This window comes from Sphingorhabdus sp. (assembly GCF_041737645.1).
GTDB lineage: Bacteria > Pseudomonadota > Alphaproteobacteria > Sphingomonadales > Sphingomonadaceae > Sphingorhabdus_B.
The window spans coordinates 45,164-57,083 of the sequence record NZ_JBGSRI010000052.1 but is presented as its reverse complement, the minus strand read 5'-3'; the positions used below and the strand labels follow the sequence as shown (position 1 = coordinate 57,083).

General features: G+C 56.4%; 11 protein-coding genes. 8 read left to right on the top strand and 3 right to left on the bottom strand.

Features of this window, described 5'->3' with window-relative positions; translation table 11 throughout:
• Genes ACEW72_RS09625 through ACEW72_RS09600 form a run of 6 tightly spaced genes read left to right on the top strand, consistent with a single transcriptional unit; the run spans window position 1 to window position 7,745 of the window.
• Window positions 1-1,152, top strand: a complete 1,152-nt coding sequence (locus ACEW72_RS09625) for an XrtA/PEP-CTERM system-associated ATPase (RefSeq protein ID WP_373476157.1) — start codon at window positions 1-3, stop codon at window positions 1,150-1,152.
• Between the two features lie 40 nt (window positions 1,153-1,192).
• Window positions 1,193-2,041, top strand: coding sequence for an XrtA system polysaccharide deacetylase (locus tag ACEW72_RS09620; protein ID WP_373476156.1), 849 nt, complete (start codon window positions 1,193-1,195; stop codon window positions 2,039-2,041).
• Entirely contained in the window at window positions 2,038-3,108 is a 1,071-nt protein-coding gene (locus ACEW72_RS09615) for a FemAB family XrtA/PEP-CTERM system-associated protein (RefSeq protein ID WP_373476155.1), read from the top strand. Before ACEW72_RS09620 ends, ACEW72_RS09615 begins: the two co-directional genes overlap by 4 nt.
• Window positions 3,105-4,316, top strand: a complete 1,212-nt coding sequence (locus tag ACEW72_RS09610) for a TIGR03087 family PEP-CTERM/XrtA system glycosyltransferase (protein ID WP_373476177.1) — start codon at window positions 3,105-3,107, stop codon at window positions 4,314-4,316. The genes ACEW72_RS09615 and ACEW72_RS09610 overlap by 4 nt, the downstream gene beginning before the upstream one ends.
• Window positions 4,313-5,842: an exosortase A gene (xrtA, locus tag ACEW72_RS09605; RefSeq protein ID WP_373476154.1), complete on the top strand. Its 1,530-nt coding sequence runs from the start codon at window positions 4,313-4,315 to the stop codon at window positions 5,840-5,842. The genes ACEW72_RS09610 and xrtA overlap by 4 nt, the downstream gene beginning before the upstream one ends.
• A 10-nt stretch (window positions 5,843-5,852) precedes the next feature.
• Window positions 5,853-7,745 (top strand): XrtA/PEP-CTERM system amidotransferase, encoded by a 1,893-nt coding sequence (locus ACEW72_RS09600; protein WP_373476153.1) that lies wholly within the window; start codon window positions 5,853-5,855, stop codon window positions 7,743-7,745.
• Window positions 7,746-7,778: 33 nt separating this feature from the next.
• On the opposite strand, the gene truA is transcribed toward ACEW72_RS09600, so the two are convergent.
• Together truA and fmt are read right to left on the bottom strand one after the other, a co-directional pair.
• Entirely contained in the window at window positions 7,779-8,531 is a 753-nt protein-coding gene (gene truA, locus ACEW72_RS09595; RefSeq protein ID WP_373476152.1) for a tRNA pseudouridine(38-40) synthase TruA, read from the bottom strand.
• Window positions 8,528-9,436, bottom strand: coding sequence for a methionyl-tRNA formyltransferase (fmt, locus tag ACEW72_RS09590; RefSeq protein WP_373476151.1), 909 nt, complete (start codon window positions 9,434-9,436; stop codon window positions 8,528-8,530). Before fmt ends, truA begins: the two co-directional genes overlap by 4 nt.
• A 42-nt stretch (window positions 9,437-9,478) precedes the next feature.
• Between fmt and recR the strand changes: the two genes are divergently transcribed.
• On the top strand, window positions 9,479-10,075 hold the full coding sequence (recR, locus tag ACEW72_RS09585; RefSeq protein WP_373476150.1) for a recombination mediator RecR: 597 nt from the start codon (window positions 9,479-9,481) through the stop codon (window positions 10,073-10,075).
• Window positions 10,076-10,106: 31 nt separating this feature from the next.
• Complete coding sequence (gene def / locus ACEW72_RS09580) at window positions 10,107-10,661, top strand: peptide deformylase (RefSeq protein WP_373476149.1); 555 nt, start codon at window positions 10,107-10,109, stop codon at window positions 10,659-10,661.
• A gap of 60 nt (window positions 10,662-10,721) precedes the next feature.
• Here def and ACEW72_RS09575 read toward each other — a convergent pair whose 3' ends face one another.
• Entirely contained in the window at window positions 10,722-11,891 is a 1,170-nt protein-coding gene (locus ACEW72_RS09575; protein ID WP_373476148.1) for a penicillin-binding protein activator, read from the bottom strand.
• Window positions 11,892-11,920: the final 29 nt, after the last annotated feature.

Here is an 11,920-nt window from a genome sequence, read left to right as displayed (position 1 = left end):
ATGTACGATCATTTTTACAACCTGACCGGACGGCCATTCCAGCTTACCCCCGATCCGCAATTTTATTTTGAAAGCGCGACGCATCGCAAAGCCTTGTCGTACCTCGGATACGGCTTGGCGCAGGGTGAGGGCTTTATTGTGATCACGGGCGAAGTCGGCGCGGGTAAGTCGACATTGGTCAGCCATTTGATGCAAAGTGTCGACAAAATCCGGCTTACGGCCGCGAACATCGTGACCAGCCAGCTTGATGGACTTGATATGGTCCGCATGACGGCGGAGTCATTCGGCATCGATACCCGTGGCCTCGACAAGGCTGCAACGCTGAAAAGCATCGAGAATTTTCTTCATGCCGAGGCAAGAGCCGGACGCCGTTGTTTGCTTGTGGTAGATGAAGCGCAGAATCTGTCGATAGATGCACTCGAAGAACTGCGTATGCTTTCGAATTTTCAGCTTGGATCATCGGCATTGCTGCAGGTTTTCCTGCTTGGCCAACCTGAATTTCGCGATCTTGTTCGCGATGCGCCAGAATTGGAGCAACTTCGTCAACGGGTGATTGCGACGCATCATCTTGAGGCGATGGAAGCCTCTGAAGTTGAACCTTACATCGTTCATCGTCTGACCTGCGCCGGTTGGAATGGTCGTCCGGAAATAACGGCGGATGCCTATTCCGTACTTTACACAGAAACAGGTGGCGTCCCTCGCAAACTCAATACTCTTATGAACCGTGTTATGTTGATGGGCGCGGTTGAGCAGGTTGATAAGCTTGATGGTGAAATGGTCGTCGCAGTTATTGCAGATATGGCTGGCAAATCGTTTGAATATGAAGCGTCAATGTCAACGGTGGCTCCGCTTGAAGATAAATTCCAGAGACCGGTCGAGAAGGAAAAAATACCCGATGCGGTCGCAGCTGGCGCTCCTGAATCAGTAGAAAGCAGTGTCGAAGATGTCACGCAAAAGGTCGCTACCGAGGCCGTGATTACACCCATTTCCAATGCGGAAATACAAGCGTTGGCCTCTCGTGTGGCATTGCTGGAGCAGCGGGTTACGGAACAAGAGGCGGCTTTGCGTCGCGTGCTTTCCATGATGATCGAATGGATGGATCGGGAAAGCAGCCTCGAATCGCGATTTATCCAAAACAACCGCGCCGCGTAAAACGGACAGCAAATTTGGGTGTTGAAGGAGTCACAACCCGGTGCGAAACGCCCTATCTGTTGATATTGAAGACTGGTTTCAGGTCGGGGCGTTTGAAACCGTCATCGACCGAAATAGCTGGAATTCGCGTGAATGCAGGGTCGAGAAAAACACCGACAATGTGTTGGCGTTGTTCGATGACGCCAATGTAAAAGGCACATTCTTCACACTCGGCTGGGTGGCCGAACGCTATCCTGAATTGATCCGCCGTATTGTGGATGCGGGTCATGAAATTGCCAGTCACGGCTATGGGCATGACCGCGTTTTCAATTTTACGCCCGGACAATTTGCCGATGATCTTGAACGATCGCGCAAATTGATCGAAGATGCGGCGGGCGTTGCGGTGACTGGCTATCGTGCGCCGAGCTTCTCTATCGACCAGCGGACGCCTTGGGCGCATGAAATACTGGCGGAACAGGGCTATACCTATTCGTCCAGTGTTGCTCCCATAAAGCATGACCATTATGGTTGGGCCGAAGCCCCGCGCTTTGCCTTTTTTCCGGTCGCGGGCAGTGATTTCCTTGAAATTCCGGTCACCACGGCGCAGTTTGGGCCTAAGCGCCTGGCGGCAGGTGGCGGGGGTTTTTTCCGGCTTTTGCCTTATGCGTTTTCACATTGGGCCATCAATCAGGTCAACCGGCGCGATGGCCGCCCGGCGGTGATATATTTTCACCCTTGGGAAATTGATCCTGACCAGCCTCGCGTTGCCAATGCACCGATAAAATCGAAAATTCGACATTATACAAAGCTGGGCGTGATGGCCGAAAAGCTGCGCCGCTTGCCTCGCGATTTTCAATGGGAGCGCCTGGACAGCGTTGTGGCGCGCGAAAAACTAAGGCTGGCCGGATGAACGCGCCGATGCTGCGCTCCCGATTGAATGTGCGTTTAGCCGATCTGGGTGACGCCAATGACGTGGCACGACTTGATGCGTGGGTGATGGCAACGGAAAATGGCCTGCCATTTCACCGCCCCAAATGGTTGTTGGCCATCGAAACCGGTACAGGCCAGATAGCCCACTGTCTGGTCGCTGAACGTGCGGGAAGCATCGCGGGCATATTGCCATTTCACGTCGTGCACTCTGCGTTATTCGGCAGGGCGCTGGTTTCCTCTGCATTCGCGGTAGGCGGCGGAATTTTGTCGACCAGTGCAGCCACGACCCGGCGGCTGGCGGCGGAAATTTGCGACTTGGCTGAAAAATGGAGTTGCCCGACGATCGAATTGCGCGGTGGGTCGATGCCCGGTGGCGGCTGGATTGAAAAGCGCGATTCCCATGCCAATTTTCTGAAACCACTGCAAATAGACGATGGTGCGGAGCTTTTGGCCATTCCTAGAAAACAGCGGGCAGAAGTTCGCAAGGGATTGGAAAATGAACTGAGCATATTAACGGGAAGGGCCGAGCATGATTTGGACCGGCATTACCCAATTTTCGCTGAAAGCGTGCACAATCTGGGTACGCCGGTTTTCCCTAAATCGCTGATGTCAGCGGTGTTGCAGGACTTTGGCGATGATGCTGATATCCTGACTGTGTTGCATCGCAATGTACCCGTCGCCAGCGTTTTGAGCCTGTATCACAAAGGTGTTGTCATGCCTTATTGGGGCGGCGGTATCTGGGATGCGCGAAGGCTTCGGGCGAATGATGTGATGTATTATGCCCTTATGAACCATGCACGAAAGCGGGGCTGCACCCATTTCGATTTCGGCCGTTCGAAGACCGAATCGGGCGCCTATTTTTTCAAGAAGAACTGGGGTTTTGAACCGGAGCCTATGGCATATGCGGTGCACACCGCCGATGGTCAGGAGCCGCGCGACATCAATCCCAATAGCCCGAAATACAAAGCCAAAATTGCTTTATGGCAAAAGCTGCCTTTGTCTGTTGCCAATCGACTGGGGCCATGGATCGCCAAAGGTTTGGGCTGATGCGCGAAATCCTTTTTCTTGCCCACCGGATTCCGTGGCCGGCCGACCGGGGCGATAAAATCCGGTCGCATCATATTCTGAAACGGCTTTGCGAAATGGCGCCGGTCCATGTCGGTGCCTTTGCTGATGATGACCGCGACATGGGCTTTGCAAAGGCTATGGACGATCTGGTTGCCTCGCATCACATCGAACTCCGTCGCAAACCCCAATGGCAGGCGGGCCTCGAATCGCTAGCCACAGGCCAACCCGTTTCGGTTCGCAGCTTCGCCAGCCCGGCCATGCAAAACTGGGTGGATTCAAAGTTGGCAACCGGCCGCATTAGCCACATCTTTTGCTTTTCAGGGCAAATGGCACAATATGTTCCTGCGGAATTTGATGGCCATTTCGTCATGGACTTTGTCGATGTCGATAGTGCCAAATTTGAAAGCTATAGCGGCGAAGGCAGCATGTTTATACGCTGGGTTAACGGCCGTGAAGGTCGACTGCTGCGTGATTTTGAATCCGGTGTTGCTGGCCGCGCAGACGCCAGTCTTCTCGTCAGTGAAAACGAAGCGGCATTATTTCGCAGTCGGACATCGGCGGTCAATGTGTCGGCGCTCGGGAACGGCATCGACACACTATATTATGACCCCGGCGCGGCATATAAAAAGCTGCATCCCCCGTTTCCCGATCCGTTGATCGTCTTCACCGGCCAGATGGATTATCGACCCAATATTGAAGCGGTTTCGGACTTTGCGCGCCATGCCATGCCGATGATACGCACGCGCCACCCGGAAACAACTTTTGCGATTGTGGGGCGAAACCCGACGCAAGCCGTGTCCGATTTGTCGATGTTGCCCGGCGTTCAGGTGACGGGCGCGGTTGAGGATGTGCGGACTTGGCTGGCGGCGGCCGATGTGGTGGTTGCACCGTTGCGGATCGCACGCGGCATACAGAACAAGGTTCTTGAGGCGATGGCAATGGCGCGGCCTGTGGTTGTGTCGCCTGCGGCGGCAGAAGGCATCATCGCGGTGCACGAGCAACATTTTTATATAGAACGCGATGTCCGCGCCGAAGCGGAACGGGTTTGTGCGCTTCTTTCCGAAACCAGCGCGGGTATGGCGGTCGGCAAGGCCGCACGCGCCCATGTTATCGCGCATTATGAATGGCAAAGCCAGCTTGCACCCTTTGGTCCTATAATGGACGCGACACGTGAAGTGTCGCGATGAACGAGGCAGACCCTCCGCTTCCAGCCCGTCCGCCAGCATCGGTTCCAGAATGGCAAAAACCACTGCAATTCCTCGCTGCTGCGTGGGCAGGCTTATTGTTATTATTCTGGCGCGACGCAGCCGATATGGTGGCCATTTGGTGGAACAGTTCGACCTTTAACCATTGTCTTTTAATCGTACCGATCCTTGTTTGGCTGGTGATGCAGCGCAAGGAATTGCTGGCCAAACTTACGCCGGAGCCTTGGTCGCCCGCGTTGCTATATGTTGCGGCTGGTGCGTGCGGGTGGTTGCTTGGCGATGCCGCGGGCCTTGCAGTGGCTCGGCAGCTGGGTCTGGTTATGATGATGCAAGGGAGCGTTGTCGCGCTGCTTGGTCCCAATGTTGCTAGAGGTCTGCTGTTCCCCCTATTTTATATGTTTTTCCTTGTTCCCATCGGCGAGGAGATTGTCCCTGCATTGCAAACATTGACCGCAACAATGTGTATGACCTTGCTGGGTTGGGCCGGAATTCCCGCGCATATCGACGGGATATTCATCACCACTCCCACAGGCTATTTCCGGGTTGCCGAAGCGTGTTCGGGGGTCAAATTCCTTATCGCGATGGTCGCTTACGGTGCGCTGGTTGCCAATCTGTGTTTCAGCCGCTGGCCACGCCGGTTGGCTTTTTTGACGGCGTGCGTTGTTGTGCCAATCCTTGCCAATGGTCTGCGCGCATTCGGAACCATCTTCATTGCCCATCACAGCAGCAACGACTTTGCATCCAGTTTTGACCATGTGTTCTACGGCTGGATATTTTTCGGACTTGTGATTGGTCTTGTCATGGCATCAGGCTGGCCATTTTTTGACAAACGGGCCGATGCTCCGGCTTTTGATCCAACGCTTTTGCAGACCTCGGCAAAGCACTCCACAACCAAATTGAAAGCGGTCATTACGATTTTTATCGTCGCCGGATTTTCTTTTGGCTGGTCGACTTATACCGCGGCCAAAACTTCTTCCACGCCGGATCGCATAGTCCTACCGCAAGTCCAAGGCTGGACGACAATAGCCTATAAGCCGAAAGTACACTGGACCCCGCGCTTCGTAGGTGGCAGCCATTATCTGTCTGGCCGTTATCGCAACGCGGCAGGGCAAGGCGTGGACATGTTCGTGGTTGTGTATGACCGGCAGAGTGAAGGCCGCGAATTGGTCGGGTTCGGGCAAGGGGCGATTGATCCGGATGGCTTTTGGTCATGGACAGCCAACACGCCAGCACCCCCAAATGGGAAAGCCGAGCGCATCAAGACGCAAGGTGCGGCGCGCGAAGTGGTGAGTTTTTATCGGGTAAACGGGGTGACCAGCGGGTCGGCGGCACGTATCAAGCTGGCGACGTTGCAAGCGCGTCTCTTGGCAGGCAATCAGCAGGCCGTGGCAATTCTGATATCTTCCGAGCAAGAGGGAGATCAGTCGCCACGCCCTGCCATCGATGCCTTTGTCAAATCCCTGGGTGATATCGATAAAGTGGCTGACCGCTTCGCCGGTTTGCGATAGGGACCGCCCCATGTGCGGCATTGCGGGTATTTTTCACATCGAAACGGCCAAGCCGGTTGACCCCAACCGGGTAAAGCGGATGACGGATGCCATAGCGCACCGAGGCCCAGATGGTGCGGGTGTATGGACCGCGCCGGGCGTTGGGCTGGGCCATCGGCGGCTGTCGATCATCGATCTGGAAGGCGGGGCGCAGCCCATGCATTCCGACGATGGGGCACTGACGCTGACCTTCAATGGTGAAATCTACAATTTCCGGGAATTGCGTAAAGAACTGGAAGCCGCCGGGTATAGCTTTTCCACCCAAAGCGACAGTGAAGTCATACTGCATGGTTGGCGCCATTGGGGGCCAGCCTGTGTTTCGCATTTTCATGGCATGTTTGTCTTTGCCATCCACGATGCCCGCACCAAACAGCTTTTTCTCGCACGGGATCGTCTCGGGGTAAAACCGCTTTTTTACGCCGCCATTCCCGATGGTAGCATTTTGTTCGGGTCGGAACTTAAAGCGCTGACCGCGCATCCTGCCTTGCGCCGCGAAATTGATCTTTCCGCAGTCGATGATTATCTCGCTTTTGGCTATGTGCCTGACCATAATTGCATCTTGCGTGGCGTCAAAAAGCTGGCTGCCGGTCATTATCTGTTGCTTCAACTCGGTCACCCCATCCCGCCGCCAAAACAATATTGGGATCTGGATTTCAGCAAGCGGACACGCGGCAGTCAGCGCGATTTGTCCGAAGAGTTGCTGCGCCTGATGCGGCAGGGCGTGACCTCGCGTATGGTCGCGGACGTGCCGTTGGGGGCCTTTCTATCCGGCGGTGTCGACAGCAGCAGCGTTGTCGCGCTGATGGCCGAAGCATCACGTCAACCGATCAAGACCTGTTCCATTGGCTTTGATGAAGGCGCGCTTGATGAAAGCGAATATGCCGAAACCATTGCCCGCCGCTTTGCCACCGACCATCGCAGCCGCAAGGTTGCAGCCGATGATTTTGGTCTGATCGACAAGCTGGCCCATCATTTTGACGAACCTTTTGCAGATGCATCCGCATTGCCGACCTATCGGGTATGCGAGCTGGCGCGCGAACAGGTCACAGTGGCTTTGTCGGGTGATGGGCCAGATGAGGCGCTTGCCGGTTATCGGCGGCAAGTGTTTCACCGCAAGGAAGAACAATTGCGCGGTCTCTTGCCACAAAATGTGCGCGGGCCGCTGTTCGGGTCTTTGGGTAAATATTACCCGAAGGCCGATTGGGCACCGCGTCCGTTGCGCGCGAAATCAACCTTGCTGTCGCTCGCGCGTACAGGGCCTGAGGGATATACCGACGCCGTCAGCGTTACCAATCAGAACCAGCGACACGCTTTATATTCGCAAAAGATGCGTGGCGCACTGGGTGGGTACCGCGCCGAAACCTATATGGAAAAGCTAATGGTGGACGCACCTGCGCGAAGCGGCCTCGATCAGGCGCAATATGCCGACATGAAGATGTGGCTTCCCGGAGATATCCTCACCAAGGTTGACCGCACCAGCATGGCCGTGGGCCTGGAAGCGCGCGAGCCTTTATTGGACCACCGCCTGCTGGAATTTGCCGCCAGCCTGCCTGAGCGAATGCGTGTCCGCGGCGGACAGGGCAAATGGTTGATGAAGAAAACTATGGAAGGATACCTTCCGCAAGATATTCTCTACCGGCCGAAAATGGGTTTTGTGACGCCGATTGACCAATGGTTTCGCGGGCCCTTGGCCGCCGAAGCACGGGCGCTGTCAACCAGCAGGACTTTTTCAAAAATGGACCTGTTCGACAATGGCGTCATTACCAAGGCCGCGGAAGATCATATCGCCGGACGGGTCAATAACGGGCGGCTATTGTGGCAGCTGGTGATGCTGGAAAAATCGCTGGCCGGACTTTTTGGCTGACCGCCAGCCGTTAATAAGATGCGGTGGCGCCTATCAAGCCGTAACTTCCGGATAAGTGGCGCGCACGAAATACAGCCCTTCGGGCGGAGCGTTCTCGGCGAGTGCGCTTCGGTTTCGGGCTTCTAGCGCGGCGTGGAGGTCATTTGCTGTCCAGCGACCTAACCCTACCGCAGCCAGACATCCGACCATCGAACGAACCTGATGATGCAGGAACGACAGCGCGGCAGCCTCGATAATGATATGGTCGCCTTCGCGCCGCACAGTCAGCCGGTCGAGTGTTTTTACAGGGCTGGCCGATTGGCAGGCGGTTGACCGGAACGTGGTGAAATCATGCAGGCCGACTAGCAGTTGCGCCGCTTCGTGCATCGCGGCGGCATCCAATTCAGGCCCGATACGCCAAACTCGACCCCTTTCCAAAGTCAGCGAAGCACGCCGGTTGCAGATCCGATATTCATAGGCGCGGCCGATGCACGAATAACGGGCGTGCCAGTCGGCGGGGACTTCTTCGCACGCCAGAATCGCGATGGGATGTGGCCGCAAATGCGCGTTTATTGCTTCCATCAGTCGAAAGGGAGCCAATGGCTTTTCAACATCGACATGTGCCCGCATTCCCAAGGCATGAACACCAGCATCGGTTCGACCTGCGCTGTAGACGAGCGTTTTTTCCCCCGTCGTTTTGAAAATAGCCTCTTCAACGGCACCCTGAACCGAAGGGCCGTGGTCTTGCCATTGCCAGCCCATATACGGACCGCCGTCAAATTCGATAGTGAGTGCCAAGCGGGTCATGAAAGGATGGTGCCCTGCGGGATCGGCTTGCCGCGCAAGAATTCCTGGGTTGCCATTGCAGGCTTCCCGGCGCGCTGGATCAGCATGGGGCGGATAGCACCCGTGGTGCAGGCGATGGTGAGTTGGCCGTCCAAAACTTCGCCCGCATTATGTGGCTCTGCCGGGAGGATGTGCGCGGATAATATCCGATAGCGCTCACTTTCATATTCAAACCAGGCACCCGGCGCGGGGTTAAATGCGCGGATTTGGCGCTCAACCTGCTCGGCAGAATGGGTAAAATCGATGCGGGTTTCAGCCTTGTCGATTTTGGCCGCATAGGTCACGCCTTCTTCAGGTTGCGCCACTGCCGGATGCGCGGCCATGTCCTGCAATACGATAACCATCAATTCCGCGCCGAGTTCGGCCAGTTCGGACGTCAACTCGCCCGTCGATCTGTGGCCGATCTCGATTTCGGTGGTCGCGCGAACCGGGCCCGTATCCAGCCCTGCCTCCATCTGCATGACCATGACGCCGGTTTTTTCATCGCCTGCCAGAATCGCCCGCTGCACCGGCGCGGCCCCGCGCCAGCGGGGGAGCAGGGAGCCGTGGACGTTGAGGCAGCCATGTTTTGGCGCGTCCAAAATCGCCTGGGGCAGGATGAGGCCATAGGCCGCGACGACCGCGACATCGAGGTCGAGCGCGGCAAATTCCGCCTGTGCTTCGGCATTGCGGAGCGATAGCGGGGTGTAGACGGGCAAGCCGAGTTCTTCCGCCCGTTGCTGCACCGCAGAAGGCGTGAGCTTTTTGCCCCGATTGGCGGGACGCGGCGGCTGTGTATAGACGGCCACAACCTCATGCCCTGCTGCGACAAGAGCATCGAGACTTGGAACCGCAAATTCCGGTGTTCCCATGAAGGCAAGGCGCATCGTGACTTTTCCTTTGTTTGAAAGCCCCCTAAGACGTGGTGGATGGCATCGCAAGAAATAGACGTATTGGCACAAGCCTTGTCCAAATTGCCCGGGCTAGGACCGCGCTCGGCACGGCGTGTTGTCCTGCACCTGATGAAAAAGCGCGAAACGGTTTTGAAGCCGCTTCTGCGCGCCTTGGAACAGGTCGAACAACGGCTTGTCGTGTGCGATATCTGCGGCAATATCGATACGGGAAACCCGTGCGGTATCTGCGTCGATCCACGCCGCGATACCCGCTCCATTTGTGTGGTAGAAGATGTGCCTGATTTGTGGGCGCTCGACCGGTCGCGGCTTTTCCCCGGGAAATATCATATCTTAGGCGGCAAACTGTCTGCGCTGGACGGTGTCCGGCCGGAAGATTTGAATATCGACGGCCTGATTGCCCGCGTTGCAGCGGGCGGCGTGGATGAAGTGGTGTTGGCGATGAACGCCACTTTGGAAGGGCAAACGACCGCCCACTATCTGGCCGAACGGCTGGAATCCTTTCCCATCCGCCTAACCCAATTGGCGCATGGTGTGCCGGTGGGCGGAGAGTTGGACTATCTGGATGACGGGACATTGGCGCAGGCGTTGCGGGCGCGGCGACCGGTCGGTTGATTTATGCCGCGGCCATGCCTATTTGCGATTCATGGCCATATTACCAATTCTTGAAGTGCCCGATCCGCGGCTGAAAACCATCTCCACACCCGTGGAAAGCTTTGATGCTGACTTGAAAAAGCTTGTCGATGACATGTTTGAAACCATGTACGCTGCCCCCGGCATCGGCCTTGCCGCAATTCAGGTTGGGGTACCCAAGCGCCTTTTGGTCATTGACCTGCAGGACGAAGGCCCTGACGGCGAGAGCGTCCGTAACCCCCGCATATTTGTAAATCCTGAAATCCTGGACCCTTCTGTAGAACATTCGGTTTACAGTGAAGGCTGCCTTTCGGTTCCTGACCAATATGCCGAAGTCGAGCGCCCTGCGAAAATCCGCGCCCGCTGGCAGGATCTGGATGGCAAGCTACATGAAGAAACCATGGACGATTTGATGGCCACCTGTTTGCAGCATGAAATGGATCATCTGGAGGGCATATTGTTTATCGACCATCTGTCACGTCTGAAGCGGCAGATGGTGTTGAAGAAAATCGAAAAAGCCCGGAAGCTGGGCGGCGGCCATGTCCATGGAGAACATTGCAACCATTAAGGTTGGGCGACAGTCCTGACCTTAGTCAAAGCTTTAGCGGGGATTCCACACCCCGCCCCGTTATTTCGCAAACGACATAGGGGCAGCATCGACGGTGACGAATTTACCCGCCTGAATTTCCTGCACCTCCAGCATCCGTTCCGTCAAGCCGTTGCTCATGAAGCGGAACGCGCCGTCCACGCCGATAAAGCCTTGCGGGTCGATGAGCTGTGTTACCGGAAATTTAGTGCCCGGACGCCAGTCGCGGGCGACGCGGACGACGAGCAATACCGAATCATAGCCAAGGCTGGACAAACGCAGTGGGGCTTTACCGTATCGGGCGCGATATTTGGCCGCATATTGGTTATACAGCGTGTCCGAAACACTCGCAAACCAAGCGCCGTAAATAGGCGAGCTGCTTGCCAGCGAACCGTCGATATTCCATAAATCCGTACCCAATATCTTGGCACTCCGCAAACCGTTGCGGCGCAATGCGGGAACCGCAACGACTGCGGCGCGACCGCTGTCAGCAATCAAAACCGCGTCAATCTGTCCCATTTGGGCAAGGCGGCGGGCGGCTGCATCTGCGGCGGCAGGGGTGCCATCGGATTGTTGAACGCCGACGAGGATGCCGCCGGCACTGCGAACCGAATTTACCAGATTTGCTTGCGCCCGTTGGCCATAAACGCTGTTCGAAACCACACCGGCAAAACGGTTGAGTCCCTTCGCCTTTGCATGGCGTACGACGCGGTCAATCGACTGGTTGGGCAAATGCCCGAGCAGAAAGACATTCTGGCCAGCGATCCCGATATCGTTGGAAAAGCTGATGATTGGAACACCTGCCGGGCGAGCGATGGCGGCGGCTTCGGTCACGTTTTCACCGCGCAACGGTCCCAGTATCAACTTGTTGCCGTCGGCCACCGCGCGCTTTGTCGCCGCGGCAACGCCCTGCGCGGTGTCATAGGTAATCAGGCGGATGTTGGTTGCCTTTGTGTCGGCAAGGGCCAGCGCAGTAGCGTTGGCAATGGACAGGCCGACATCCCCATCGGGGCCGGTAACCGGCAAAAGCAACGCGACACGGTGCAAACTATCCAGCGGATCGGGCGTTACGACTGGCGGAGGACCTTCGGCGCCACGTGGCACGGCGGCGCACGCGGCCAGAAGGGTAAGCATCGCCAGCGCCAACAGGCGTTTTAATCCGCTCACTATGGCTTGCGGCTGCGCGCCGGTTGCTGCAATGGTTGCGCTCATGATAGGGTCCTCAGCGAATAGCTTATATT